This is a genomic window from Streptomyces avermitilis MA-4680 = NBRC 14893, from assembly GCF_000009765.2.
GTDB lineage: Bacteria > Actinomycetota > Actinomycetes > Streptomycetales > Streptomycetaceae > Streptomyces > Streptomyces avermitilis.
Genome location: NC_003155.5, coordinates 6,627,708 through 6,653,921 on the forward strand (window position 1 = coordinate 6,627,708; position 26,214 = coordinate 6,653,921).

At 70.7% G+C, this 26,214-nt stretch carries 21 protein-coding genes and 1 tRNA gene; 19 read left to right on the top strand and 3 right to left on the bottom strand.

The window, feature by feature from the left end; genetic code table 11:
• Nucleotides 1-85: 85 nt before the first annotated feature.
• On the bottom strand, nucleotides 86-1,186 hold the full coding sequence (locus SAVERM_RS28200) for a hypothetical protein (protein ID WP_052082293.1): 1,101 nt from the start codon (nucleotides 1,184-1,186) through the stop codon (nucleotides 86-88).
• Nucleotides 1,187-1,764: 578 nt separating this feature from the next.
• Here SAVERM_RS28200 and SAVERM_RS28205 point away from each other — a divergent pair.
• The 7 genes from SAVERM_RS28205 to obgE all read left to right on the top strand — a co-directional run bounded on the left by SAVERM_RS28205 (nucleotide 1,765) and on the right by obgE (nucleotide 12,240).
• The gene (locus SAVERM_RS28205; protein WP_010986865.1) at nucleotides 1,765-3,012 is read left to right on the top strand and encodes a hypothetical protein; all 1,248 of its coding nucleotides are present in this window, start codon (nucleotides 1,765-1,767) and stop codon (nucleotides 3,010-3,012) included.
• A 46-nt stretch (nucleotides 3,013-3,058) separates the two neighbouring features.
• Nucleotides 3,059-3,853: a TIGR03936 family radical SAM-associated protein gene (locus tag SAVERM_RS28210; protein ID WP_010986866.1), complete on the top strand. Its 795-nt coding sequence runs from the start codon at nucleotides 3,059-3,061 to the stop codon at nucleotides 3,851-3,853.
• Between the two features lie 245 nt (nucleotides 3,854-4,098).
• On the top strand, nucleotides 4,099-8,262 hold the full coding sequence (locus tag SAVERM_RS28215; protein WP_010986867.1) for an Rne/Rng family ribonuclease: 4,164 nt from the start codon (nucleotides 4,099-4,101) through the stop codon (nucleotides 8,260-8,262).
• Nucleotides 8,263-8,493: 231 nt separating this feature from the next.
• Nucleotides 8,494-9,843, top strand: coding sequence for a phospholipase D-like domain-containing protein (locus SAVERM_RS28220; protein ID WP_010986868.1), 1,350 nt, complete (start codon nucleotides 8,494-8,496; stop codon nucleotides 9,841-9,843).
• 198 nt (nucleotides 9,844-10,041) lie between these two features.
• Entirely contained in the window at nucleotides 10,042-10,362 is a 321-nt protein-coding gene (rplU, locus tag SAVERM_RS28225; RefSeq protein ID WP_010986869.1) for a 50S ribosomal protein L21, read from the top strand.
• A gap of 14 nt (nucleotides 10,363-10,376) precedes the next feature.
• The gene (gene rpmA, locus SAVERM_RS28230; protein ID WP_010986870.1) at nucleotides 10,377-10,631 is read left to right on the top strand and encodes a 50S ribosomal protein L27; all 255 of its coding nucleotides are present in this window, start codon (nucleotides 10,377-10,379) and stop codon (nucleotides 10,629-10,631) included.
• A 169-nt stretch (nucleotides 10,632-10,800) separates the two neighbouring features.
• Entirely contained in the window at nucleotides 10,801-12,240 is a 1,440-nt protein-coding gene (obgE, locus tag SAVERM_RS28235) for a GTPase ObgE (RefSeq protein WP_010986871.1), read from the top strand.
• Between the two features lie 301 nt (nucleotides 12,241-12,541).
• On the opposite strand, the gene SAVERM_RS28240 is transcribed toward obgE, so the two are convergent.
• Complete coding sequence (locus tag SAVERM_RS28240; protein WP_037645359.1) at nucleotides 12,542-14,638, bottom strand: membrane protein; 2,097 nt, start codon at nucleotides 14,636-14,638, stop codon at nucleotides 12,542-12,544.
• Nucleotides 14,639-14,917: 279 nt separating this feature from the next.
• Between SAVERM_RS28240 and proB the strand changes: the two genes are divergently transcribed.
• The 5 genes from proB (at nucleotide 14,918) to SAVERM_RS28265 (ending at nucleotide 20,258) form a co-directional block, all read left to right on the top strand.
• Nucleotides 14,918-16,024 carry a glutamate 5-kinase gene (gene proB, locus SAVERM_RS28245; protein ID WP_037645361.1) on the top strand — a complete coding sequence of 369 codons (1,107 nt, stop codon included), beginning with the start codon at nucleotides 14,918-14,920 and terminating at the stop codon, nucleotides 16,022-16,024.
• 147 nt (nucleotides 16,025-16,171) lie between these two features.
• Nucleotides 16,172-16,708, top strand: coding sequence for a hypothetical protein (locus SAVERM_RS28250; protein WP_037645362.1), 537 nt, complete (start codon nucleotides 16,172-16,174; stop codon nucleotides 16,706-16,708).
• A 208-nt stretch (nucleotides 16,709-16,916) separates the two neighbouring features.
• Entirely contained in the window at nucleotides 16,917-18,203 is a 1,287-nt protein-coding gene (locus SAVERM_RS28255; protein WP_010986875.1) for a glutamate-5-semialdehyde dehydrogenase, read from the top strand.
• A gap of 151 nt (nucleotides 18,204-18,354) precedes the next feature.
• Entirely contained in the window at nucleotides 18,355-18,981 is a 627-nt protein-coding gene (locus SAVERM_RS28260; protein ID WP_242432126.1) for an SCO2584 family spore wall biosynthesis protein, read from the top strand.
• A 209-nt stretch (nucleotides 18,982-19,190) separates the two neighbouring features.
• A complete protein-coding gene (locus tag SAVERM_RS28265; RefSeq protein ID WP_010986877.1) occupies nucleotides 19,191-20,258 on the top strand; it encodes an SCO2583 family membrane protein in 1,068 nt (355 codons plus the stop codon).
• A gap of 145 nt (nucleotides 20,259-20,403) precedes the next feature.
• On the opposite strand, the gene SAVERM_RS28270 is transcribed toward SAVERM_RS28265, so the two are convergent.
• Nucleotides 20,404-21,534 (bottom strand): M48 family metallopeptidase, encoded by a 1,131-nt coding sequence (locus SAVERM_RS28270; RefSeq protein WP_010986878.1) that lies wholly within the window; start codon nucleotides 21,532-21,534, stop codon nucleotides 20,404-20,406.
• 102 nt (nucleotides 21,535-21,636) lie between these two features.
• On the opposite strand from SAVERM_RS28270, the gene SAVERM_RS43410 reads away from it, so the two are divergent.
• The 7 genes from SAVERM_RS43410 (at nucleotide 21,637) to SAVERM_RS28295 (ending at nucleotide 26,211) form a co-directional block, all read left to right on the top strand.
• On the top strand, nucleotides 21,637-21,795 hold the full coding sequence (locus tag SAVERM_RS43410; protein ID WP_037645365.1) for a hypothetical protein: 159 nt from the start codon (nucleotides 21,637-21,639) through the stop codon (nucleotides 21,793-21,795).
• 144 nt (nucleotides 21,796-21,939) lie between these two features.
• Entirely contained in the window at nucleotides 21,940-22,104 is a 165-nt protein-coding gene (locus SAVERM_RS43415; RefSeq protein WP_010986879.1) for a hypothetical protein, read from the top strand.
• Between the two features lie 160 nt (nucleotides 22,105-22,264).
• Nucleotides 22,265-22,939 carry a nicotinate-nucleotide adenylyltransferase gene (gene nadD, locus SAVERM_RS28275; protein ID WP_010986880.1) on the top strand — a complete coding sequence of 225 codons (675 nt, stop codon included), beginning with the start codon at nucleotides 22,265-22,267 and terminating at the stop codon, nucleotides 22,937-22,939.
• Between the two features lie 16 nt (nucleotides 22,940-22,955).
• A complete protein-coding gene (locus tag SAVERM_RS28280) occupies nucleotides 22,956-24,758 on the top strand; it encodes an LCP family protein (RefSeq protein WP_010986881.1) in 1,803 nt (600 codons plus the stop codon).
• 165 nt (nucleotides 24,759-24,923) lie between these two features.
• Nucleotides 24,924-25,370 carry a ribosome silencing factor gene (gene rsfS / locus SAVERM_RS28285; RefSeq protein ID WP_010986882.1) on the top strand — a complete coding sequence of 149 codons (447 nt, stop codon included), beginning with the start codon at nucleotides 24,924-24,926 and terminating at the stop codon, nucleotides 25,368-25,370.
• Nucleotides 25,367-26,041, top strand: a complete 675-nt coding sequence (locus SAVERM_RS28290; protein ID WP_010986883.1) for a histidine phosphatase family protein — start codon at nucleotides 25,367-25,369, stop codon at nucleotides 26,039-26,041. Before rsfS ends, SAVERM_RS28290 begins: the two co-directional genes overlap by 4 nt.
• A gap of 97 nt (nucleotides 26,042-26,138) precedes the next feature.
• Nucleotides 26,139-26,211, top strand: a tRNA-Ala gene (locus tag SAVERM_RS28295).
• Nucleotides 26,212-26,214: the final 3 nt, after the last annotated feature.

Consider the following 26,214-nt stretch of genomic DNA (forward strand, 5'->3'; position numbering starts at 1 on the left):
GCCGCAGTCGTGCGGGTCTCAGTCGTGTTCGTCGGCCTGCGTGCGGATGTGGCGGGTGTTTCGCGGTCTACCGGGCCTTCGCGGCCTACCGGGCCGGGCAGGCGTCCGGTCCGCCCTTTTCGAACGTGGCCTTGGCGCAGTACGTGATGGTCGGGTAGTACGGGCCCATGACCGTGGCCGGGTCCTGTCCCTTCTGGATGTTCTGCACGGCGTTGTGGAAGTCCCCGGCCGGGAGCATGTTCCGGAAGAGCAGGATGCCGTTGACGTCGGTGGGGCCCCAGGAGATCCAGGTGACCTTGTCGGTCGTGGTCGCGTTGGTGGGCCGGTCCTGCGGGGTGGAGACCACGAAGGTGTACTGCCCGTCCTTCAGGGCCGTTTGGTAGTCGGCGGCGCAGGAACTCGACGGGTAGGGAAGCTGCCACTGGTTCTGGCAGAGCGACCAGTACCTGAGTTGTGTCTTGGTGAGGACCGACTGGCCCTGGATGGTGTCGGGGAAGGTGGGTGCCTTGCCGCGGATGACGGCGATGCGGCCGGATTCATGGCTGACCGGGGTGCACAGGTACTTGTTGTAGGGGTTGGGGAACAGCCCTTCGGCTTTGTTGGGCACGGCGAAGTCCGGAGCGCTCGGAGTCGACTTCCCGCATCCCTCGAAGCCCCCCGGAGGCGCGTACTTCTTCACCAGTTGCCGGAGGAACCCGGCCAGTGGTCCGGCGTCGCCGTGGGCAGATCCGGCATTCGCGCAGGTGTCAAAGGTGCTCGTGCTGCCGCCCTGGTGCTGTAGGGAGAGCGCGGGGAGGGGAACGCCGCCCGTGGGGTCGGACTCCTCGTCCGGCACGTAGATCCTCAACGCGAGAAACCCGGCGCCGGACGCGGCGCTGTCGGCGGTCGCGGCCAAGGTGTTGTGGCCGGGGGTGGCTGCGACTCCGCTCTGGACGGTGACGCGGTACCGGTGCTCGGCAGGGTTCGTGCCGGCGTTGGCCTGGGCGAACGGGTTCTTGCTTCCCGAATTCGGGGTGATCGCCTTGTCGGCGAGCGAGTCGACCGTCGATCCCTTGACGTCGTACGTCGTCAGCGATGTGAAACGGGCTGATGGATAGGTTCCGTCCACCACCAGCCGGTCACCCTTGGCCAACTGGTACGGCATGACCCAGTAGGTGGCGTTGGTCTCGGGGAACGCGAAGTTCAACCTGCTGGGGCTGACCACCGCCGGCCATCCGCAGGAAACCTTGGGAAAGTCCGCCTGACCGGCTCCTGCCGGGACCGCGGCGTCGGCCGAGGGCACAGCCAGCACAGCAATGAAGCCCACCGCAAGGGAACAAACTCCCAGCCTTCGCCTCAGAGAGTGCATGGCTCCGCTCCGTCCAGTGAGGGGGAAGGCGGCGGGCGCCGTGCGCTCAGGGGAACGCGGATGATGCATCGTGCTGCACGAGCCGTGACGTCAAGGACCCTGGCCCACCGGGTCGCCGCTGCTCTAAAAGCGGCTTGTGCACGTCGTTTCCGTCGCCGTTTCGGTACTGCCGTCGGCCCGACGGATGCCTTCCTGCCTCGCGCTCCGCTGAAGAAGGCACCGGTTTCAGTTTCCCGCCGCCACCAACGGCACGCAACGCGGCACCGAGGTGAGCGAGGCGGTGGTGCGTGTCGGTGGTGCGTGTCGATGTGATCGAGGCCGACCGCGTGGAGTTCGGGGGACGAGTGGGGCGGAACGTTGCGGTACTGGAATCCGCCGGCCGCATCCATGCAGCTCGCTGACGCGTCTTCGCTGACATGGATCTGGAAAAGCCGTCCACCCAGCAGCCCCCGCCCGACGGGTGCCTCGTCGTCGCGATCCGTCTTCCCGTGCGGATCGTCGTGCTTGTGCTGGTCGTGCCCGTGCGGATGGTGTGGGACGCGCTGGTCGTCGGCGGGCGGTTCCTGAGGGACACCGTGCTGCGGCCGGTGGGGCGGGCACTCCAGTGGGTCGCCCGGGCCGTGTTCGTCTGGCCGTGGGTCACGCTGTGGCGGTACGTCGTCGTGCCCGTGGGCAAGGGGTTCGCCCGGCTCGGGTACGTGCTGTTCGTCGTCCCCGCCGGGTGGCTGTACCGGAACGTCCTCACGCCCCTCGGGCACGGGATCACCTGGGTGCTGCGGGGCCTCGGGGCCGGACTCGGCTGGGTCCTCGTCAGGATCGGGGCTGGGACCGCCTGGGTGCTGCGGGGCATCGGCGCCGGGCTCGGCCGGGTCCTCGCCGGGATCGGCGCCGGGCTCGCCTGGGTGTACCGGACCCTGCTCACCCCCGTCGGACACGGCATCGCCTGGCTGCTCCGCGGACTCGGGCTGGTGCTCGCGACGGTCGGCCTCGGGGCGTACGCGGCGGTGGCGTGGCTGGTGCGCCACCTGCTCGTCATACCGGCGCTGTGGTCGTACCGCCATGTGCTCACACCCCTCGGGCACGGCATCGCCTGGGTCGCGAGGGGCGTCGCCTGGCTGGGCGGCATGGCCGTCACCGGGATCGGCGCCGTCCTCCACTGGACGCTGCGCATCCTGTTCGTCCTGCCCGCGCTGGCCGTCCGGCGCTGGATCCTCACGCCGGTCGGACGCGTGCTGGCGGTCGTCGCGCGGGAGATCGGCGATGCGCTGGGGCACGCCTGGCGCGTCGCGGGACGCCTCTCGCTCGTCGTCGGACGTTTTCTCGGCACCCTCTTCCGGTGGATCTTCGTGGAGCCCGTGCGGTGGGTGTACCGGTGGGTCTTCGTGGAGCCCGTGCGATGGGTGTACCGAACCGTGCTGACCCCGGTCGGGCACGTCGTGCGCGACATGGTCCTGCGGCCCGCCGCCGAGGCCGCGCGCGGCGTGGGCAGGGTCACCCGGCAGGCGCTCGCCACCGCCCGCGAGTCCGCCCGGCAGGCGCGCGCCGACTTCCGGCGGATGCTCTTCGGCGGTCCGCGTGAGCCGCAGCCGGTCGCCCGGCGGGAACCGGGAGCCGCTGAGGCACGTACTCTAGGTAGCAGTACGACCGTTCTCACGAAGGACTAGGACACTGGGCAAGCGACAGCCCGAAGGCCCGCCGCCCGCACCCGCGGTGCAGCGCATCCGACTGCGCTACACCAAGCGCGGCCGCCTCCGGTTCACCAGCCACCGAGACTTCCAGCGCGCCTTCGAGCGTGCGCTGCGCCGTGCCGAGGTGCCCATGGCGTACTCGGCGGGGTTCACGCCGCATCCGAAGGTGTCGTACGCCAATGCCGCACCCACCGGCACGGGCAGTGAGGCGGAATATCTGGAGATCGCGCTCACCGAGGCGCGTGACCCGGACAAGCTGCGCGAGCTGCTCGACGAGTCGCTGCCCACCGGGCTCGACATCGTCGACGCGGTCGAGGCCCGGACGTCCGGGCTCGCCGACCGGCTCACCGCTTCCGTGTGGGAGCTGCGCCTCGACGGCGTGGACCCGGCGGACGCGGAGCGCGCGGTCGAGGCCTTCAAGACGGCCGAGACCGTCGAGGTCCAGCGCAAGACCAAGAACGGGATGCGCACCTTCGACGCCCGTGGTGCTGTGGCAGGCCTTGACGCACGTGTCGAGACGCACAGTCCACAGGCTGATAGGCCGACGGACCAGCCCTGTGCGATACTGCGCCTGGTTGTTCGGCACGTGACGCCTGCCGTACGACCCGACGACGTCCTGTCCGGTCTTCGCGCCGTGGCCGACCTGGCGCCGCCGGTCCCCGCAGCGGTGACCAGGCTGGCGCAGGGGCTGTTCGATGAAGAGACCGGCACGGTGACCGACCCGCTCGCGCCCGACCGCGAGGCAGCAGCGACCGCGCCATCCATGGCCGCCGCGACTGCCGCCGCGAAGGCGCCGGTGCCGGAAGGTTCCGCGTAGGGACGGACGTCGTAGCGTCGCCCTTGTACTCGGGAGCCACCTGGGTCGGGCAGCGCACCGACCACAAGACTTTCGCCAGGCCGTACGCACACATGGCGTGCGGAACCGGCGAGACAGGACACAGAGAGCTCCCGTGCGGCGCCCGCGCCCCGGACGGCGGCACCGCGCAACGCGCGAGCCGCGGACGTCACCGGTACTGCCGGACCAGGCGCGGCGCCCGGGAGCCTGACGGGAGATCCACCCGCATGCTCGAGCCCATCGAACCCACTGAGGGTTCCGACAACAACACTCCCAGCGACACCCTGCCGCCGCGTCGTCGGCGCCGTGCCGCATCCCGCCCGGCGGGCCCGCCGGCGGCAGTCGCCGAGACGGCGACCGGGGCGACCGCGCCGGCCGAGGCCGCGGCGGAGACCACCGCGCCGATCACACGGCCCGCGGACATCGCGGAGACCGCAGAGGACGCGGAGGCCGCGGAGGCTGCCGGGACGGAAGAGACCGAAGAGGCCGCCGTCGCCGAGCCGGCCGAGGTGGCGGCTGCCACCGAGGACGCCGCTCCGCGCCGTACCCGCCGTCGCGCCACGCGCCGGGTGTCCGCACCCGCGGGCGCGCCGGAGGCCGCGGAGAGCGCCACGGCCGCCGAGACCGACTCCGCGGCTGAGTCCGTGACCGCCGCGACCGGTTCCGCCGAGGTCTCCGCGCCGGAGACCGGTGAGGCCGCGGCCGAGGAAGAGGCCGCTCCCAAGGGACGTACGCGCCGTCGCGCGACCCGCCGGGCATCCGCGCCCGCCGGTGCGCCCAAGGCCGCCGAGGCGACTGAGGCCACCGAGGCTGCCGAGGCGCCGGTGACCACCGAGGCCGAGGTGACCGCCGTCGCTCCTGAGGTTGCTCAGGAGGAGACCCCCGAGGCAGAGGACGCGGCCCCGCGCCGTGCCCGCCGTCGTGCCACCCGCCGGGTGACCGCGCCCGCCGCCGCGCCCACGGGCGACGCCGCCGAAGAGCGCGTGGAGGCGCCCGTGACCGCCAGCGACAAGACCGAGGCCCAGGCCGCGACGAAGGCCGAAGCGAAGGCCGAGGCGAAGGCCACGAGCGAGACCAGGGCCGCGGCCCAGGCCGAGGAGGCCCCGGCCGCTGAGGCCGCGGCCGAGACGGCGGAGGACGCCGGTCCGCGCCGTTCCCGCCGTCGTGCCACCCGCAAGGCCGCCGTCGGCTTCTCCGCGCCCGCGCCCAAGGTCACCGGGGACGACTCCGGTCGCCGGCCGGCGCGGCCCGCCGTCGCCGTGTTCCAGGCGCCGGTGTTCACCGAGCCGATGTTCCAGACGCCGGAGCGGGCGGCCGCTGCCGCTGCCGCCGAGGCCGCGGTGGAGCGGCCGGCGGAGCCCGTCGAGGAGGAGACCGCGGAAGCGGCCGCCGAGTCGGGTGCGGGTGCCGCCGCCGGATCGGGCGCGGGTTCGACTGCCAGGTCGGGCGCGGGTTCGACCGCGGGTTCGCGCCGTCGCCGTCGCCGTGGCGGCGCCGAGGACGAGCCGGCCGCCGTGACCGCCACCGAGGATGTCGTCGAGGAGACGGAGGAGGCCGAGGAGGCCGAGGACTCCGTCGACGGTGACGAGGCCGAGGAGACCGGTTCGCGCCGTCGCCGTCGCCGTGGCGGCCGTCGTCGCCGTCGTGGCGAGTCCGCCGACGCGGACGACGAGTCCGGCGAGTCCGACGACCTGGCCGCCGAGCAGGCGGAGCAGGACGTCGAGGACACCGCCGAGCAGGTCGAAGAGGACGACGAGGAGGCGGACGAGCGCGAGGAGTCGGGCGGTGCCGGCTCCAGCAGCAGCCGTCGCCGTCGGCGCCGCCGTCGTCGCGCCGGTGACTCCGGCACCGACGCCGAGCCCGGCGAGAGCGACCCCGAGCGCACCGTCGTGAAGGTCCGCGAGCCGCGCAGCAGCAAGAAGGACGAGCACCCGTCCGACGAGGTGCAGTCCATCAAGGGCTCCACTCGCCTCGAGGCCAAGAAGCAGCGTCGTCGGGAAGGGCGCGAGCAGGGCCGCCGCCGTGTTCCGATCATCACCGAGGCCGAGTTCCTGGCCCGCCGTGAGGCCGTCGAGCGTGTGATGGTCGTCCGCCAGAGCGGCGAGCGCACCCAGATCGGCGTCCTCGAGGACAACGTGCTCGTCGAGCACTACGTCAACAAGGAGCAGTCGACCTCGTACGTCGGCAACGTCTACCTGGGCAAGGTCCAGAACGTGCTGCCGTCGATGGAGGCCGCCTTCATCGACATCGGCAAGGGCCGCAACGCCGTGCTCTACGCCGGTGAGGTCAACTTCGAGGCGCTCGGCATGGCCAACGGGCCGCGCCGCATCGAGAGCGCGCTGAAGTCCGGCCAGTCGGTCCTCGTACAGGTCACCAAGGACCCGATCGGCCACAAGGGCGCCCGCCTCACCAGCCAGGTCTCCCTGCCCGGCCGTTACCTGGTCTACGTGCCCGAGGGCTCGATGACCGGCATCAGCCGCAAGCTGCCGGACACCGAGCGCGCCCGCCTGAAGACCATCCTCAAGAAGATCGTCCCCGAGGACGCGGGCGTCATCGTGCGCACCGCCGCCGAGGGCGCGAGCGAGGACGAGCTGCGCCGTGACGTCGAGCGGCTCCAGGCGCAGTGGGAGGACATCCAGAAGAAGGCGAAGAGCGGCAACGCCCCGACCCTGCTGTACGGCGAGCCGGACATGACCGTCCGGGTCGTCCGCGACATCTTCAACGAGGACTTCACCAAGGTCATCGTCAGCGGCGACGAGGCGTGGGAGACCATCCACGGGTACGTGGCCCACGTCGCGCCCGACCTGTCCGACCGCCTCTCGAAGTGGACCTCCGAGGTCGACGTCTTCGCGACGTACCGGATCGACGAGCAGCTGATGAAGGCGCTCGACCGCAAGGTCTGGCTGCCCAGCGGCGGTTCGCTGGTGATCGACAAGACCGAGGCCATGGTCGTGGTCGACGTCAACACCGGCAAGTTCACCGGTCAGGGCGGCAACCTCGAAGAGACCGTGACCAGGAACAACCTGGAGGCGGCCGAGGAGATCGTGCGCCAGCTGCGGCTGCGCGACCTGGGCGGCATCGTCGTCATCGACTTCATCGACATGGTGCTGGAGTCCAACCGGGACCTGGTGCTGCGGCGCCTGCTGGAGTGTCTGGGCCGGGACCGTACGAAGCACCAGGTCGCCGAGGTGACCTCGCTGGGGCTCGTCCAGATGACGCGCAAGCGCGTCGGCCAGGGCCTGCTGGAGTCCTTCTCCGAGACCTGTGTCCACTGCAACGGACGCGGTGTCATCGTGCACATGGAGCAGCCGACGTCCGTCGGTGGCGGCGGCAAGCGCAAGAAGCGCGGGCGTGGCGGTGCCGAGCAGGAGCTCCCGCACGAGCACGAGCACGAGCTTGCGCAGGAGCCGGAGCCGGACGAGGCTGTCGCGGAGACGGAGGCCGAGGTGGCCGCCGAGGTCGCTGCCCCCGTCGCGCTGCCCGCGCCCGGCTACGAGCCCGACGAGGAGCTGTACAGCAGCGCCGCGGAGGCCGAGGCCGCCGCTTCCCGGGGCCGTTCGCGGCGCCGGGCGACCCGGCGGGCGTCGGCTCCGGCGGGTGCCCCGCGGGCCGAGGAGCGTGCGCCGAGGTCGCGGGCCGAGGAGCGCGCGCCTAAGTCGCGGGCTGCCGCGGAGGCGGAGCCGATGGCGGTCGAGGACCCGGTCGTCGAGCCGCCCGTGGCCGCCGAACCCGTGGTCGCCGAGCCCGTGGTCGCCGAGCCCGTGGCCGTCGCCGAGGAGGAGGCCGCTCCCAAGGGGCGTACGCGTCGTCGTGCGACCCGGAAGGTGTCGGCGCCCGCCGGTTCGCCCAAGGCCGCCGGTGAGGCGGAGACGGTGACGGTGGTGGCGTCCGCGCCGGAGGCGGAGGAGCCGAAGGCCGAGCAGCCCGCTGAGCCGGTGGCCGAGCCGGCCGCCGGGCCCGAGGCGCCCGTGGAGAGCGCGGCTCCGGCCCGTCCGCGCCGGCGCGCGGTCCGCAAGGCCACGGCGCCGACCTCGTCCGAGGAGACGGCCGTGGTGGTCGTACCGTCGAGCGAGACGGCTTCGGCCGACACCGCTGCCGGTGCGGCTCCGTCTGGTGAGGCCCCTTCGGCTGAGGCCCCGTCGGCTGAGGCTGCTTCGAGTGAGGCCGAGGAGGCCCCGGCCAAGAAGACGGCCGCTCGCAAGACGGCCAAGAAGGCGACCGCGAAGAAGGCGGCGACGAAGAAGACCGCGGCCACGAAGACGGCCGCCAAGAAGACGACGGCCAAGAAGACGACAGCCAAGAAGACGGCTGCCAAGTCGACGTCGAAGAAGACGGCGGCGGCGTCCCAGCCGGCCCCGTCGACGGTCACCGCCTCCACCGACGAGGCCTGACGTTCGGTCCCGATGCCCCGCCCGGCGCGCCAAGCGCCGGGCGGGGCATCGGCGTTCAGCGGGGTGGTCCGGGATGATTTCGCCCGTTATCGAATCCCCCTCAACACCCCTGACTGCCACCCCCCTCTTGGATCACGGCGAGCTACCTGTAAAACTCACCTAGTCACATGAAACGTTTCCGCGGATGAGCGTTGGGGAGAACGCTCACCCGCGCAGGGGGAGGGGATCGCAATGGCGCGCGTGCGCCTGAAGGGCACTGGGCGACACCGTGCTGTGAAGCCGGTCAAGGGGGGACGCCAGGCCGTGGCCCTGGCGACGGTGCTGTCCGCGGCGGGAGTCCAGGCCGTGGCGTCCGCGGGTACGGCGGAGGCCGACAACCCGACGTGGACCGAGGGGCCGATCTTCAACGACCCGCTCGGCACGACGGACCAGCAGTACGCCATCCGCACCCGCCTGATCGAGCTGACCGGCGCTGCGCTGCCCGGCTCGACCATCAAGGTCGCGGTCTACCACGTGTGGGAGGCGTCCGTCGTCAACGCGCTCGTGGACGCCAAGAACCGCGGCGTCAACGTGCAGATCCTGCTCGACGAGTCCTCGGTCAGCGACCGGCCCACCAACACCTCGTACAGCACGCTCGCGGCCGCGCTCGGCACCGACCGCGCGCAGGGCTCGTACGTCACCACGTGCCCGGCGAACAAGTCCTGCCTCGGCGATCCGAAATTCGGGCAGTCGATCATGCACAACAAGTTCTGGCTGTTCTCCGCGGTCCAGGGCGCCACGAACGTCGTCGTCGAGACGACCTCCAACTCCACGCCCTCCGCGCACACCCGCTTCTTCAACGACGCGCTACTGCTGCCCAACAACCCGACGATGTACGACGCCTACTCCGACTACTTCAACACGATGGTCACCAAGGACTGGGCGTCCTGGAACTACCGCACGGTCAGCAACGGCCTCTACAAGGCGTACTTCTTCCCGCGCGCCGGCAACACCCGGGACACCGACACCGTCTACTCGGTGCTCAACAACGTCCAGTGCACGTACAAGGACAGCGCGGGCGTCAAGCAGCAGACCAAGGTGCGCGTCGCGATCTTCAAGCTCACCCGGATGGCGATCGCGGAGAAGCTGCTCGCGCTGAAGAAGGCGGGCTGCTCGGTGAGCATCGTCTACGCCGAGACCGACAGCGCGAAGAGCTCCGGCGGCACCAAGGGCACCTGGGAGAAGCTGCACACCTCCGGCGGCCCGACCGTGCGCTGCTACAACGACGACCGGGACCCCCTGAACCCCGGCCAGAAGCTGGCGACGCCGTTCATCATCCACTCCAAGTACATCCTCATCGACGGCATGTACGACGGCGTGAAGAACAAGGTCAGCTTCACGGGATCCGGCAACTACACGGGCCCGGCCCTGCGCGAGAACGACGAGTCGATCGTCAAGGTCGACGACGACACCGTGCACGACATGTACAAGACCCACTTCGACCGGGTCACGAAGGTCGCCTATCCCGGCACCGCGGACACCACGGACCTGTGCAAGGGCGTGAAGCCGCTGCCGGACGACGGCGAGAAGACCCTGACCTGAGGCGTGCCGGGACGGGCGGCGGACCCCGGTTTGACCCTTTCGGGGGCCGCCCCGTAACCTTGGCCGTCGGCGTGTCCACAGATGCGCCTCTTCCTCGTAAACCTCATCCTCCCGGCGCCTGGCGCCAGGGAGAGGCCGCTTGCGGTGCGTGCGGCTGGACTGCGGGGATTCCGTTCCGAGCGAGAGAGTGAGATCCGCTTGTACGCCATCGTGCGCAGCGGTGGCCGCCAGCACAAGGTTGCTGTCGGTGACATCGTTGAGGTTGACAAGATTTCCACTGCCCAGGTTGGCGACACGGTCGAGCTCTCGACCCTGCTCGTTGTCGACGGCGACGCCGTGACGAGTGACCCGTGGGTCCTGGCCGGCATCAAGGTCCAGGCCGAGGTCGTGGACCACCACAAGGGCGCGAAGATCGACATCCTTCGCTACAAGAACAAGACCGGTTACCGCCGTCGTCAGGGCCACCGCCAGCAGTACACGGCGATCAAGGTCACTGAGATCCCCACGGCTGCGAAGTAAGGGACTGAGGAGAGATGGCACACAAGAAGGGCGCATCGTCCACTCGGAACGGTCGCGACTCCAATGCTCAGCGGCTCGGCGTGAAGCGCTTCGGCGGTCAGGTCGTCAACGCCGGTGAGATCCTGGTCCGCCAGCGTGGCACCCACTTCCACCCCGGCAGCGGTGTCGGTCGTGGCAAGGACGACACGCTGTTCGCGCTGGACGCCGGTGCGGTCGAGTTCGGTACGCACCGCGGCCGCAAGGTCGTGAACATCGTTCCGGTCGCCTGATCGGAATCTTTCGCGAGGCGGACCTCACTTCCCGAACGGGAAGTGGGTCCGCCTTTCGCATGTTGTAGACAGAACGCAGTACGCGAGTACGCAAGAGACATCTCGTACGCAATGCGCAATACATTGCGTACGCAACCGAAGTGACTGAAAGTGCTGGAGGCACCCCACCATGACCACCTTCGTGGACCGCGTCGAGCTGCACGTCGCCGCGGGTAGCGGAGGCCACGGCTGTGCCTCCGTACACCGGGAGAAGTTCAAGCCGCTCGGCGGCCCCGACGGCGGCAACGGCGGCCGTGGCGGTGACGTGATCCTGGTCGTCGACCAGTCCGTGACCACGCTTCTCGACTACCACCACAAGCCGCACCGCAGCGCCACCAACGGCAAGCCCGGCGAGGGCGGCAACCGCTCCGGCAAGGACGGTCAGGACCTGATCCTGCCGGTCCCGGACGGCACGGTGATCCAGGACAAGGCGGGGAACGTACTCGCGGACCTGGTCGGCCACGGCACCTCGTACGTAGCCGCCCAGGGCGGTCGCGGCGGCCTCGGCAACGCGGCGCTGGCCTCGGCCCGCCGCAAGGCGCCGGGCTTCGCGCTGCTCGGTGAGCCGGGCGACTTCCAGGACATCGTCCTGGAGCTGAAGACGGTCGCGGACGTGGCCCTCGTCGGCTACCCGAGCGCGGGCAAGTCGTCCCTGATCTCCGTCCTGTCCGCCGCCAAGCCGAAGATCGCGGACTACCCGTTCACGACCCTCGTCCCGAACCTGGGCGTGGTGACGGCCGGCTCGACGGTCTACACGATCGCCGACGTGCCGGGCCTGATCCCGGGCGCCAGCCAGGGCAAGGGCCTGGGCCTGGAGTTCCTGCGCCACGTCGAGCGCTGCAGTGTCCTCGTGCACGTCCTGGACACCGCGACCCTCGAGTCCGACCGCGACCCCGTCTCCGACCTCGACATCATCGAGGAGGAGCTGACGCAGTACGGCGGCGGCCTCAACAACCGTCCGCGGATGGTCGTCCTCAACAAGATCGACGTACCGGACGGCAAGGACCTGGCCGAGATGGTCCGCCCCGAACTGGAGGCGCGCGGCTACCGCGTCTTCGAGGTGTCGGCGGTGGCGCACATGGGCCTCAAGGAGCTGTCCTTCGCCCTCGCCGAGCTGGTGGGCGCGGCGCGCGCGGCCAAGCCGAAGGAGGAGGCGACCCGGATCGTCATCCGCCCGAAGGCGGTCGACGACGCCGGCTTCACGGTCGTACTGGAGGAGGACGGCCTCTACCGCGTGCGCGGCGAGAAGCCGGAGCGCTGGGTGCGCCAGACCGACTTCAACAACGACGAGGCCGTCGGCTACCTCGCCGACCGCCTCAACCGCCTCGGTGTCGAGACGGAGCTGATGAAGGCGGGCGCCCGCGCGGGCGACGGCGTCGCCATCGGCCCCGAGGACAACGCGGTCGTCTTCGACTGGGAGCCCACGGTCATGGCCGGCGCGGAGATGCTCGGCCGCCGCGGCGAGGACCACCGCCTCGACGAGCCGCGGCCCGCCGCCCAGCGCCGTCGCGACAAGCAGGCGGAGCGGGACGACGCGGAGAAGGAGTACGACGACTTCGAGCCGTTCTAGGACTCCGGCGCGGTGCTGGTCCGACCTCATCGGAGGCCGGACCAGCACGTTTCGAAGCCAGGCGATGCGAGGTCGGGCGATGCGAGGTCAGGCCATGCGAAGTCAGGCCTTGCGAGGTCGGGCGATGCGAGGCCAGACCGTCCGAGGTCGGGCGATGCGAGGCCAGACCGTCCGAGGTCGGGCCAATTGCGGTCGGGCCGATCGAGGTCAGTGAAATGCCGAGGACCCGGGCGAAAAGCCCGGGTCCTCGGCATTGGTGCGTCGGTGCGTCGGTGCGTCGTCTGGGCCGCGTGGCCGACGGCTACGCGTTGACCGAGTCCTCCGCCCCGTCGTCCTCGGCCTGGAGCCCCTGCGTCGATTCGTGTGCCGTCTCCTCGGCGGCGCCGCGCGGCGACGGGATCTCCACCGCCAGGCGCGACTCCATCCGCACCCGCCGCTCGTCCGCCTTCGTGCACAGGTCCGCGATCGCCGCGTTGAAGCGGGCCAGGGACGGCGGGTCCGACGGGCCGAGGAGGTGTTCCTTCAGTTCGGCGCGGGCCGCGGTGAAGAGGTCCTTCTCCGGGTGGCGGACCGACTCCAGCAGCGCCGGGACGCCGTCCGCGGCGGGGGTGAGGATCACGCCGGCGGAGACCGTCGGGAAGCCCACGCGGAACGCCGTCTCGGACATGCCCGACGTGTTGGCGACCGCGTACGGCTTCTCGCTGGACAGCCAGTCCGAGACCACCGACGAGACGTCGCTGATCAGCAGGTCAGCCTGGTTGAAGCAGGCGAAGATCGCCGGGCGCGCGTCGGTGATGATCTGGTGCTCCCACTCCGGGAACGACGCCCAGTACGCCTTCTCCCAGGCCAGCGTGGCCTCGGCGATGGCCGCCTCGCGGTCACCGCTCGGCGTGCCCTGGAGCATCATCCGCTCCAGTTCGTCCGCGCTCACACGGAACGCGGTGGAGGTCAGCTTGTCCAGCTCGGCGGTGCGGCGGGCCAGTTCGGCCGCGGCCTCGGAGCCCGGCCGGGCGCCCGAACGCCTGGTGTTGGCCTCGCGGATCATCGCCTTCATGCGCTCGTTCGCCGCGCCCGCGCGCGGGTCGACGGAGCCGGTCATCGGGTGCGGCTTGTAGAGCAGGCGCACGCCGTCGTCGGCGAGCAGCTGCTTCACGATGTTCTCGCCGGCCAGGACCACCGAGGTGTTGCCCGGGTTGCCGTCCCAGCCCTCCCAGGTGGGGGCGTACAGAACGGTCGTGTACGTTCCCGTCGGCGCCCCGGAGTAGGGGCGGATCGGCGCCAGCTGCGGGCGGCCGACCTCGACGATGTCCTTGTCCTCGACGCCGACCTCGGCCAGCGCGTAACGCTCGCGCGCGGCCGGACCCGCGACCCACACCTCGTCGTACGCCTTCGCGTACGGGTTGCAGGACGACAGCTTGTCGCTCTCGCCGTGGTTGATGAACGCGTGCTTGATGGTGGGGATGCGCAGCACCTGCGAGGTCTTCGCGGCGTTGGCCGGGTGCAGCATCATCTTCAGCGTCGAGTTCTCCAGCGAGAACATCGTCGACACCTTCGGGAAGCAGATGACCGGCACGTCGGTCGCCTCGATCTTCTGCACCATGAAGCGCTCACGCAGCACTATCAGCGGCTTGCCCTCGACCGCGGAGAGCGTGGAGAGCCACATGTTCGCCTGGTACGCCGACGACGTACCGCCCGAGAAGTACATGGCGACCGTCGGCTTGTACTTCGCCAGCCACTTGTCCAGCCACTCCATCACCTGCTGCTCGCTCTTGGCGCGCTTCTTCTTCGTCAGCCAGGTGCCGAGGTACGCGATGCCGCCGAGCAGCAGGGCGATGGCGATCCCCACGCCGATGCCGCCCCAGAGCGCGTCGGTGGTGGCCGCGGTGATCAGCAGGCCGATCGTGGTCGGGATGGAGAACGTCAGCAGCCGGTGGCCCTGGCGGCGGGCCAGAATGCGCGGCGGGGCGGCGGACAGGCGCAGCGCCGACGCGTCGATGTTGCGGGTGACGACCGGGAGCGTGCGGGAGCGGCGGACCAGGACCGCGACGGCCTGGCAGGTGAAGTGCAGCGCGTAGAAACCGCACAGGGCGATCACCAGGGGCGCCTGCTCGTTCAGCGGCTCGATGTCGTCGATCCGCTGCAACCCCACGAGGATGAGCATGTCGCGCAGCAGCTGGCGGACCGTGACGTCGAAGCGGACCTTGCCGAGGAGGGCGAGCAGACCGGGGTCCCGGTACTGCAGGTACACGTCCAGGGCGAGGCCGGCCGCGCTCGCCGCGATGAACACCGGGACGTTCGGCAGCAGCGCGGAGACGATCTGGGCCGTGAAGAGCGCGAACATCGCGAGCAGCGTGGACAACTGCGCGATGCGGCGTGGGGCGAGGCCTGCGGAGGGCACTGGCTGGGCTCCTGCGAAGGGTGCGGCGGATGGGGGGAAGCGGGGGTGGTGTCGACCCGCATAACCAAGGTCGACCACTGACCGTATGGCTTCCGCGGCCCGGCAAGCAATCTTCGTGAGAACACTCACCGTAAAACGGACATCGCGGTCCGGGTTCGGTGCGCGGCGTCACTGTCCGCACCTCGAAACGCGGCGGCGCCCGACGCCGGCGTTCCCGTAGATTGCAGACACCGGGCGGTTCGGAACATTGGGGAAGACGTGTCAGCGGCAAGGCAGGGTGTGGCTCAGGCCCGCAGGATCGTCGTCAAAGTGGGCTCCTCGTCCCTGACCACCGCCGCGGGCGGACTGGACGCCGACCGGGTCGACGCCCTCGTGGACGTACTCGCCAAGAGCCGCAGCGGCGGCGAGAAGGAGATCGTCCTCGTCTCCTCCGGAGCCATCGCCGCCGGTCTGGCGCCCCTGGGGCTGCGCAGGCGCCCCAAGGACCTGGCCCGGCAGCAGGCGGCCGCAAGCGTTGGCCAAGGCCTTCTGGTGGCCCGCTACACCGCTTCCTGCGCCCGCCACGGCATCCGCGTCGGTCAGGTGCTGCTCACCTCCGACGACACCAGCCGCCGCGCGCACCACCGCAACGCCTCCCGCACCCTCGACAAGCTCCTCGCGATGGGCGCCCTGCCGGTCGTGAACGAGAACGACACGGTCGCCACGGACGAGATCCGCTTCGGCGACAACGACCGGCTCGCCGCCCTCGTCGCCCACCTCGTACGAGCGGACCTGCTGGTCCTGCTGTCCGACGTGGACGGCGTGTACGACGGCGATCCCAGCAAGCCCGGTACGTCGCGGGTGGCGCAGGTGCACGGCCCGCAGGACCTCGCGCACGTGGAGATCGGCAGCGCGGGCCGGGCCGGGGTCGGCACCGGCGGCATGGTCACCAAGATCGAGGCGGCCCGGATCGCCGCCGCGGCCGGCATCCCCGTGGTGCTGACCAGCGCGGTCCATGCCGCCGACGCCCTCGCGGGCCGGGACACCGGCACCTACTTCCACCCCACCGGCAAGCGCTCCGCGGACCGGCTGCTGTGGCTTCAGCACGCGTCCACTCCACAGGGCGCGCTCACCCTCGACGACGGGGCCGTGCGCGCGGTCGTCGAGCGGCGCAAGTCGCTGCTGCCCGCGGGCATCGCCGCGGTCGAGGGCGAGTTCACCGCGGGGGACCCCGTCGAGTTGCGCGACAGTGAGGGGCGCGCGGTGGCGCGGGGGCTCGTGAGCTTCGACGCCAAGGAGATCCCGCAGCTGCTCGGCCGCTCGACGCGGGAACTGGCGCGCGAGCTCGGTCCCGCGTACGAACGAGAGGTCGTACACAGGGACGATCTCGTCCTGCTGCAACCGTGACGGACGCCACACATACGCGGCCGAATCCCGGCTTCGTGGCGGGGGACGTTCCGTAAAACCGCCACGCGGAGGTCTCCCGCCTGCTCAACTTTGTCTCAGGGACACATTCCGCACGACCATTGCGTAAAGGAGGCCGTCGTGAGACGAGTGCGCCCTGGGGCGGCCGCGTCCCGCGATGGTGGCACCTCCCGGAGCGTCGGCGCCACGCGCGCGGTCGGTGAGGAACGCGCCCTGACGAGCGTCGCGGCCGGGGACACGTACGACGGCGACACATACGACGGCGACACGTACGACGGCGACGTGTACGAGGGCGACTCGTACGAGCGCGAGGAGCCGGTGGAGGTGCCCCGCCTGTGGCACGTCACGCTCAGCGTCTCGGGCGGTGAGGCTCCGCTGAAGGAGGTACGGCGCGGCCTCGAACAGCTCGCCCACGACCATCCCTTTCTCCTGACCAGCCGCTACGCCAACGACCACGCGGAGATCCGCTACTGGGAGGAGGCCCGCGACCTGCACGACGCCGCCGCGGTCGCGCTGCGCCTGTGGGGCGAACACCGCCAGACCGCCAAGCTGCCGCCGTGGGAGATCGTGGGCCTGGAGGTCATCGACCGCGAGACCTACCACCACCGGGTCGCGGAGGGGTACGGACCGCTGCCGGCGACGCCGGTCGGAGTCCATCCCTTCTGACGGGTCATGAGGTCCATGGGGACCTTGAGGACCTTGAGGACCTTGAAGACGGTGGGGACGGTGGGGGCCTTGAGGACCGTGGGGGCTCCGGAGGCCTTGAGAACCGTGGTGATCTTGGGGGCTTGAGGGGCCGGATGGCCGTTCCGGGCCTGTCTCGCGGTGTGGGATAGCCGGTGGACGGGCCCGTCCGTCGCACTACCCTTCCCTCATGACCACGCTTTCGCCGTACGACTCCATGACCCCGGTCACCCAGGCCGCCTACCGCGCCAAGGCCGCCGCCGCGGACCTCGCGCCGCTGCCGCGGGCCGAGAAGGACGACGCGCTGCTCGCCATCGCGGACGCGCTGGAAGTCCGTACGAGCGAAATCGTCGCCGCCAACGCCAAGGACGTCGAGCGGGCCCGTGAGGCCGGCACCAGCGAGGCCATCATCGACCGGCTCACGCTCACCCCGGAGCGGGTGCGCGCGATCGCCGCGGACGTGCGCGACGTCGTGGCGCTGCCCGACCCGGTCGGTGAGGTCGTCCGCGGCTCCACCCTCCCCAACGGCATCGACCTGCGCCAGGTCCGCGTGCCGCTCGGCGTCGTCGGGATCATCTACGAGGCCCGGCCGAACGTGACCGTCGACGCGGCCGCGCTCTGCCTGAAGTCCGGCAACGCCGTGCTGCTGCGGGGCTCGGCGTCCGCGTACGAGTCGAACACCGCCCTCGTACGCGTCCTGCGCGACGCGGTCGGCGGGGCGGGGCTGCCCGCCGACGCCGTGCAGCTCGTGCCCGGCGAGAGCCGCGACTCCGTACGCGAGCTGATGCGCGCCCGCGGCCTGGTCGACGTGCTCATCCCGCGCGGCGGCGCCTCCCTGATCCGCACGGTCGTCGAGGAGTCCACGGTCCCGGTCATCGAGACCGGCACCGGAAACTGCCACGTGTACGTCGACGCGCAGGCCGACCTCGACATGGCGGTCGACATCCTGATCAACTCCAAGGCGCAGCGGCCCAGCGTCTGCAACTCCGCCGAGACGCTCCTGGTCCACCAGGACATCGCCGCCGAGTTCCTGCCGCGCGCCCTGGACGCCCTCGCGGACGCCGGGGTCACCGTGCACGCCGACGAGCGCGTGCTGGCATACGCCAAGGACTCCAAGGCCACCGTCGTCGAGGCGACGACCGAGGACTGGGACACCGAGTACCTGTCGTACGACATCGCCGCCGCCGTCGTCGACTCGCTCGACAGGGCCGTGGCGCACATCCGGCTGTGGAGCTCCGGGCACACCGAGGCGATCGTCACCACCTCGCAGCAGGCCGCGCGCCGCTTCACCCAGTTGGTCGACTCGACGACGGTGGCCGTGAACGCGTCCACGCGCTTCACGGACGGCGGCGAGTTCGGCTTCGGCGCGGAGATCGGCATCTCCACGCAGAAGCTGCACGCCCGGGGCCCGATGGGGCTGCCGGAGCTGACCAGCACGAAGTACATCGTGACCGGGGACGGTCACGTACGGCGCTGAGCCGCTGCTGCGGACACACCGGTGAGTGCTGATGACTACTGGTGCGTACCGGTGCGGCTGTTTCCTGACCCTCACCTGTGAGTCGTCTCGTCAGGTGGATGAATTTCCATACCGTCTGCCCAAATTGACCCCCCAGGTCTACTCTGGATCCGTGCCGGAGGACGTGGGGGGCACGCCGTCGTTCCCTGACGGCGGGGAGCCCGACGACGACCGCGACCGCGGGGGTATGGACGAAGAGTTCGCCTCCGTGGTCTTCGACGAGGCCTTCGTGCGGGCGGCGGTGGTCCATGAGCCGACCGCGGTCGAACGCCTCCTGGCGGCCGCCCAGGCCCGCGCGGAAGCGCAGGAGGCCGAGGCGCGCCGGGCGCACACCCGTGGCGTACGCGGTGACGACGAGCGCTATGAGGACGGCTTCGGCCCCGACGGCGGTGATTTCGGCCACCACCGGGATCTGGACGACCTCGACGACACGGAGGTCCTGGAGGGCCGCTACGGAGCGCCGGGAACCTACGGCCGGCCCTACGGCAGGCAGGTCCGCTGGCACCGCCCGGTCGCCTGGATTCTCGCCCTCGTGATGGGCGTTGGCATGGTCGCGCTGGCCTTCGCGGCGGTCTACCGGGGCGCCTCCTCGGGCCGCCAGGAGCAGGTCCCGCCGCCTGCCTCGACGGGCCTTGAGCAAGGTCAGGAGGCGGGCACGGGGACAGGCACGGGGACGGGCCCCTCGGCCTCGGCCGAGTACTCGCCGCCGGCGGTGTCGGCGGAACCCCGCACCCCCTGAGCGCGAGTGGCCTCCCGCACCCCCTGAGCGCGAGTGGCCCACGTACACGCCCTGAGCCGCAGATTCCGCGGGCCGGAGGCTGCCCGCACCCGCCCTGACCCGGGGTTCGACACCCGTTCGACACCCGTTCGAAATCCTGGTGGGAACCTGTCAGAACTTGTCGTGTACCAGGGCGTTTACCGGGGCTCCGGGAGACCTACCCTGAAGGTATGGGCGGGCCTGGAAACCCACCGGAGGGGACACCCGAGGGCGCTCCCGGAGGTGGGGAGGACGAGTACCGATCCGTCGTTTTCGACGAGTCGTTCGTCCGTGCTGCCCGCCTCCAGGAATTCTCCGCGCAGGAGCGGATGGGGGACCACGCCCCGGCGGTACGGCGCCGGCCGCCCCTCCACCGCGGTCTGTCCCGGCAGGCGCTGATACTCGTCCTGCTGATCGCCGTCGCCTTCGGCACCGCGATCTACATGGGCGTCCGCCACCCGTACCAGACGCCCAAGGCGCAGCCCGTGGAGCCGCTGCGGATGACGGTCATACCCCTGGCGCCGCAGTCCGCCGTCCCCGGCGCCACGGACGCCGAGGCGCTGTACGCGCACAGCCCCGCCGCGCAGTTCCGCATCGGCGCCGAGGGCATCACACTGCCCGCCTCCCGGCGTACCGCGCACTTCTCCGACGGCCAGGTCGTCACCGCCCTGACGACCGTCAAGGACTACCTCGTGGAGTCGTCGCTCGACCCGGCAGTGCTCACCGGCGGCGCCACCCGGCCCGTACGCATCCTGCTCGACCCGCAACAGCTCGACCAGTTCGACCAGAGCTTCGACCACCCGGCCGCGGACGGCCGGCACGCGCCCACCGGCTGGCTGGTCCGCTTCGACCCCTCCCGCGCCGAGCTCGCCGACCGCAAGATCCGCGTACAGGGCACCCTGCAGGCCGCCGAGACCAGCTCCGACACCCTTGAGGTCACCGCCGACCACACCCTGGTGTACGCACTGCGGCCGACCGGCTCCGACACCAAGGCCCAGACGTCGTTGTTCACCGTGCGGCGCGAGCTGACCTTCCGCTTCGACCGCGACGACCTGCGCATGCACCAGGCCGAGCTGCTCGTCTCGTACGTCCAGGCCGGGCCGCTCGCCTGCGCGGAGGACGCGGCGGACCATCTCCACCCGCTGCTCGCGGGGCAGACGGCCAAGGCGGGCGGCCCGGCCGGCACCGATCCGTACGCGACCGGCAGCGCCACGGCCCTGTGCGGCTCGCTGGCGGCGAGCGCACAGCCGAAGGTGTGATCCGCCCGGACTGCCCGGACTGCGCGGATCTGCTGGATCCGCTGCCGACCGCTGTGAGGCTTGCCCTTCTGGATCCGGCCGCCTGGGCCTGGGCCTCGGCCCGTCCGAGCCTGGGCCTGGGCCTCGGCCCTCCTGAGCCCCGGGGTCAGCCGTTGCCGTTGGGGCTCTCGTCGTCCGGGTGGGCGTCGTGGGGCGGGGCGTCCTGGGCGGAGCCACCCGCGTCCCCGGGGGAGCTGCCGGCGAAGCCGCCGAAGCCGCGCCGTACCCGTCCGCCGAGGTCGCCCGCGCCGCCCGCGATGTCGCTGACCAGCTTCATCAGCGGGTCCTTGGAGTTCTTCACGTCGCTGGCGTAGCTGGCCGCCGACTGCCGGAAGGAGTCGCTGACCGAGGCGTCCTTGTCCTCGGTCCGGCGCGGGTAGTGACCGTCCATGATCCGCTGGTAGTCGCGGGATTCGCCCCACTTCTTCAGCTCGGCGGCCCGGACCGTGGTGAAGGGGTGCGAACGGGGGAGGACGTTGAGGATCTTCAGCACGGAGTCGCGCAGGTCACCTCCGGCCTCGTACTCCTCGGCCTGCGCGAGGAACGCGTCCACGTTCATCTCGTGCAGGTGGTTGCCGCCCGCGATCTTCATCAGACCGCGCATCGAGGCCCGCAGATCCTGGCCGACCAGCAGACCCGCGCGGTCCGCGGACAGCTCCGACTTGCGGAACCACTCGCGCAGGGCCGTCACGATGGCCATGATCGCGAGGCTGCCCAGCGGGATCCACGCCACCCGCAGCGCCAGGCTCGTCAGGAAGAGCAGGATCGTGCGGTACACCGAGTGGCCGGACAGCGCGTGGCCCACCTCGTGGCCGATGACCGCCCGCATCTCCTCCTCGTCCAGCAGCTCGACGAGCCCGGTCGTGACGACGATGATCGGCTCGTCCAGGCCGATGCACATCGCGTTCGGCTGTGGGTCCTGGTTGACGTACATCGGCGGGACCTTCTCCAGGTCCAGGATGTAACAGGCGTCCCGCAGCATGTCGTTGAGGTGCGCGAACTGTGCGTCCGAGACCCGTACGGAGTCGGACAGGAACAGCAGCCGAAGGCTGCGCTCGGGCAGCAGACCGCTGAGTGCCTTGAAGACCGTGTCGAAGCCGCTGAGCTTACGCAGGGCGACAAGCGCCGATCGGTCGGCCGGATGTTCGTACGCGCGCGAGGAGATCCCCGCAAAGCGCCTGCGCTGCCTGCTCGGCACGTTCTCGTGCCCGTTGTGCTCATGGCTGTCGTCGGACATGTGTTCCCCCATGTGCGTCTGTTTGCCCAATGTGCCCCCGAAGCGGGGTCCAGCCTAGGCGGAGATACCGTTGACGGGCAGTACAGCGAAGGAGTCGTCGTCATGGAACACATCCCGACAGCCGAGTGGCTCACCCAGGCCGCGAGCGCCGCCGAACGCGAGGGGTCGGGCAGCCTGCTCCGCGTCGTACTGGTCGTGATGGTCGTCGGCTGCGTACTCACGGCGTGGTTCCTGCTGCGGGGCTACAAGCGGGACGACTGACGGGCCCCGCGCGGGCCGTCCCCCGTACGGGCCCCACGGCAACGCGTGTCCCCAACGGCGGAGTCGAGGTGATCGGTCCACAGGCGCCCGCTTACGATGAGCCGACATCTTTATCCCGCCCACACCGGATAGGTCCTGCCGAAGATGAGCTTCCACAGCACCGCTGCCCAGTTGGTCACCCTTGCCGCCGAGGGCGAGGAGCACGGCGGCAACCACGAGAGCCTCAGCCCCTACATGACCGGCGGTGGCGCCCTCGTCATCCTGCTGCTCCTGCTGTGGATCACCACCCGCTTCAACCGCGACCGCTGATCTCCGGTAAGGGCCCTTCCGGTACGGGGCTTTCCGGCACGGGGACCGGTCCCGGCCGCCCGCAGGCGCCCGGCTGCGGCCGCCCCCGGGGCCCGATACCGGCTGTTCGCGGGGGCCTGTCGAACAGAGTCCGCCGACCGGGCCGGTAGGGTCTGCACGCATGGGAGAGCAGGACATGCCTACCGGTCCGGCGAGTGGCACGGTGCACGGCGCGCGGCGCGGCCCGGGCAACGGCCCGTCGAATCCGGGCAAGCGCCGCCTCGGCGTCATGGGCGGAACGTTTGACCCGATCCACCACGGGCACCTCGTGGCGGCCAGCGAGGTCGCCGCGCAGTTCCACCTCGACGAGGTGGTCTTCGTGCCGACCGGACAGCCGTGGCAGAAGACCGACCGCAAGGTCACCCCGGCCGAGGACCGCTATCTGATGACGGTCATCGCGACCGCCGAGAACCCGCAGTTCTCGGTCAGCCGCATCGACATCGACCGCGGCGGCCCGACCTACACCACGGACACCCTGCGCGATCTGAGCGCCCTCAACCCCGACACGGACATCTTCTTCATCACGGGCGCCGACGCGCTCGGCCAGATCCTCACCTGGCGGTACACGGAAGAGCTGTTCTCCCTCGCGCACTTCATCGGGGTCACCCGCCCCGGCCACACCCTGGCCGACCCGGGTCTGCCCGAGGGGGGCGTCTCGCTCGTCGAGGTCCCGGCGCTCGCCATCTCGTCCACGGACTGCCGTGCGAGGGTCGCCAACGGCGCCCCCGTCTGGTATCTGGTGCCGGACGGTGTGGTGCGCTACATCGACAAGCGTGAGCTGTACCGCGGCGAGTGAGTCGAGAGGGGCACCGGTGAACGACCGATACGACGGATACGCGGGCGGCGACCAGTACGAGCTCGTCGGCTACGACGAGTTCGGGCAGCCTGTGTACCGGCAGGTGCCGTCGCAGCCCCACCAGGGGTACGAACCGTACGCCGGGCAGCAGCAGCAGCAACAACAGCAGCAGCAGCAACAGGGATACGGCTACGACCCGTACGCGAACGGCGGTCAGCAGCCCTCGCCCTCGTACGACACCGGTCAGCAGCAGCCTGTGTCGTCCTATGACACCGGTCAACAACAACCTGTGTCTCCTTATGACACCGGTCAGCAGCAGGCCGTCCCTCCGTACGACTCCTACGACCCGTACGGCACCGCCTCCACGGGGACCGCGTACGACCCCTACGGGCGGACCGCGACCGGCGGGCAGCAGCCGCGGGTCGCCGAGCAGACCGCGTACATCCCGCAGCAGGCGGGTCCGGCGGAGAGCGGAACGGGGGGCGGTACGCGGTCCGCGCAGGCCGCGCCCGACGGCGGGCCGGAGAGTGACGGCCGCGCCGACCGTGACGACGGCACCGAGCAGTTCGCCTTCGTCGAGGAGCCCGACGGCGACTCCGAAGACGTCATCGACTGGCTGAAGTTCACCGAGAACCGCACCGAACGACGCGAGGAGGCCAAGCGCCGTGCCCGCAGCCGGGTCGTCGCCCTGGTCGTGGTCCTCGCCCTGGTGGCGGTCGGCGGGGTCGGCTACCTCTGGTACGCGGGCAAGCTTCCCGGCACGTCCTCGGACGCCAAGACCGGGACGGCGACGGCCACGGGCGCCCAGAAGCGCGACGTGGTCGTCGTCCACCTGCACAACACCAAGGGCGGCGGCACCTCCACCGCACTCCTCGTCAACAACACCACCACCAAGCAGGGTGCCACCGTCCTGCTGCCCAACTCCCTTGCCCTGACGGGCGAGGACGGCACCGCGACCACGCTCGCCAAGTCCGTCGACGACGACGGCTCGTCCGACACCCGCGACGAGATCGACACCGTCCTCGGCACCGACATCGAGGGCACCTGGCGTCTCGACACCCCGTACCTCAACAACCTCGTCGAACTCGTCGGCAACATCGACATCGACACCGACACCGATGTGCCCGACCCCGACTCCAAGAAGAAGGGCACCGCGCCCCTCGTGCAGAAGGGCGACGACCAGACTCTCAGCGGCAAGATGGCGGTCGCCTACGCCACCTACCGCGCCTCCGGCGAGTCCCAGAACGCCCAGGTGGAGCGGTTCGGCCAGGTCATGCAGGCCGTCCTGCGCAAGCTGTCCTCCGACGCACAGGCCGCCACGACCACCGTGCAGACGCTCGCCCAGATCCTCGACCCGTCCCTGAGCGACAAGGACCTCGGAACCTTCCTCGCCAAGCTCGCCGACCACGCCAAGGGCGGCGACTACAAGACCGCGCTGCTGCCGGTCCAGGCCGACGGCACCCTCAGCACCACCGACAGCGTGGTCAAGGACCTGCTCGGCGGCACCGTGAAGAGCCCCCAGGCCGGCGACGCCGTCCGGGTCGGCATCAAGAACGCCACCGGCAACAAGGACGCCACCGAGAAGGCCCGCGTCGTCCTGGTCAACGGCGGCTACACCTTCGTCGAGGCCGGCACCGGCACCGCCCAGACCCTGTCCCGGATCACCTACGCGGACGCCGCCGACAAGGCGAACGCGATCGAGGTCGCCAAGACCCTGGGCCTGCCCACCAGCTCGGTGAAGAAGGGCAGCGTCACGTCGAACGCCAACGTCTCGGTGATCCTCGGCCAGGACTACCAGGTGAGCGGCTCCACGGGATGACCGACGGCACGCCCCGGCAGGTCCGGGGCGTGCTCCGTCCATCACGTGGGGTGGCGTCGGCGGTCCGTGAGACCCTTGAGGTAGTGATTTTGCGTGGGGGCGGCTCCATCAGTGGCTTCGCCATCCGCCCCCGCACCCCCCTGACCGCCGACCGAAAGCCTTGTAGTGACCGCCACGGACCGCTCTCTGGAGCTCATCAATACCGCCGCGCAGGCGGCCGCCGACAAGCTCGCGCACGACATCATCGCGTATGACGTCAGCGACGTACTGTCGATCACGGACGCCTTCCTGCTGGCCTCCGCCCCCAACGACCGCCAGGTCAAGTCGATCGTCGACGAGATCGAGGAGCGCCTGAACAAGGAGCTCGGCGTCAAGCCCGTCCGCCGCGAGGGCGACCGCGAAGCCCGCTGGGTGCTGCTCGACTACGTCGACATCGTGGTGCACGTCCAGCACAGCGAGGAGCGCGTCTTCTACGCACTGGAGCGGCTGTGGAAGGACTGCCCCGAGCTGGCGCTGCCCGCCGACGCCCAGGCGACGCGCGGCAAGGCCGCCGAGCACGCCAAGCTCCAGGACGCGGAGGAGGCCGCCGAACTGGATGGTGAGCTCCGGTGAGCAGCGGCGTGGGTCCTGACGCCGGGAAGAAGCCGGGCCGGGGCCGCCGCGTCATCCTGTGGCGGCACGGCCAGACGTCCTGGAACGTGGAGCGCCGCTTCCAGGGCACCACGGACGTCGAGCTCACCGAGACCGGCGTCGGCCAGGCCCGCCGAGCCGCCCGGCTGCTGGCCTCCCTGAAGCCGGACGCGATCGTGGCGTCCGACCTCAGGCGCGCCGCCGCCACGGCCACCGAGCTGGCCGCGCTCACGGGTCTCGATGTCACCCACGACGAGGGTCTGCGCGAGACCTACGCCGGCGTCTGGCAGGGGTTGACGCACGAGGAGATCATCGCCCAGTTCGGGGACCAGTACGCCGCCTGGAAGCGCGGGGAGCCGGTCCGCCGCGGCGGCGGCGAACTGGAGACCGAGGTGGCCGACCGCGCGGCCCCCGTCGTGCTGCGGCACGCCGAGAAGCTCCCCGAGGACGGCACGCTCGTGGTGGTCAGCCACGGCGGCACCATCCGCACCACCATCGGACGCCTCCTCGGCCTGGAGTCCCACCACTGGGAGGGCCTGGGCGGCCTCTCCAACTGCTGCTGGTCGGTGCTCGGTGAGGGCGCCCGGGGCTGGCGCCTGCTGGAGCACAACGCGGGCACGCTGCCGGAGCCGGTGCTCGGCGACGACGACTGACGCAGCCTCATCACGGGCCGGGACCCGGATTTCACTTTCCGGCTGGTCGCAGGCTAAAGTTCTTCTTGTTCGACCCCGCCGAGCGGGAAGAACACAAGGGGCTATAGCTCAGTTGGTAGAGCGCCTGCATGGCATGCAGGAGGTCAGGAGTTCAATTCTCCTTAGCTCCACAG

Coding starts and splice junctions, on each gene's coding strand:
- SAVERM_RS28205 (WP_010986865.1), top strand. CDS start 1,765: ATGGATCTGGAAAAGCCGTCCACCCAGCAGCCCCCGCCCGACGGGTGC.
- SAVERM_RS28215 (WP_010986867.1), top strand. CDS start 4,099: ATGCTCGAGCCCATCGAACCCACTGAGGGTTCCGACAACAACACTCCC.
- SAVERM_RS28220 (WP_010986868.1), top strand. CDS start 8,494: ATGGCGCGCGTGCGCCTGAAGGGCACTGGGCGACACCGTGCTGTGAAG.
- rpmA (WP_010986870.1), top strand. CDS start 10,377: ATGGCACACAAGAAGGGCGCATCGTCCACTCGGAACGGTCGCGACTCC.
- obgE (WP_010986871.1), top strand. CDS start 10,801: ATGACCACCTTCGTGGACCGCGTCGAGCTGCACGTCGCCGCGGGTAGC.
- SAVERM_RS28255 (WP_010986875.1), top strand. CDS start 16,917: ATGACCACGCTTTCGCCGTACGACTCCATGACCCCGGTCACCCAGGCC.
- SAVERM_RS28265 (WP_010986877.1), top strand. CDS start 19,191: ATGGGCGGGCCTGGAAACCCACCGGAGGGGACACCCGAGGGCGCTCCC.
- SAVERM_RS28270 (WP_010986878.1), bottom strand. CDS start 21,534: ATGTCCGACGACAGCCATGAGCACAACGGGCACGAGAACGTGCCGAGC.
- SAVERM_RS43410 (WP_037645365.1), top strand. CDS start 21,637: ATGGAACACATCCCGACAGCCGAGTGGCTCACCCAGGCCGCGAGCGCC.
- SAVERM_RS43415 (WP_010986879.1), top strand. CDS start 21,940: ATGAGCTTCCACAGCACCGCTGCCCAGTTGGTCACCCTTGCCGCCGAG.
- nadD (WP_010986880.1), top strand. CDS start 22,265: ATGGGAGAGCAGGACATGCCTACCGGTCCGGCGAGTGGCACGGTGCAC.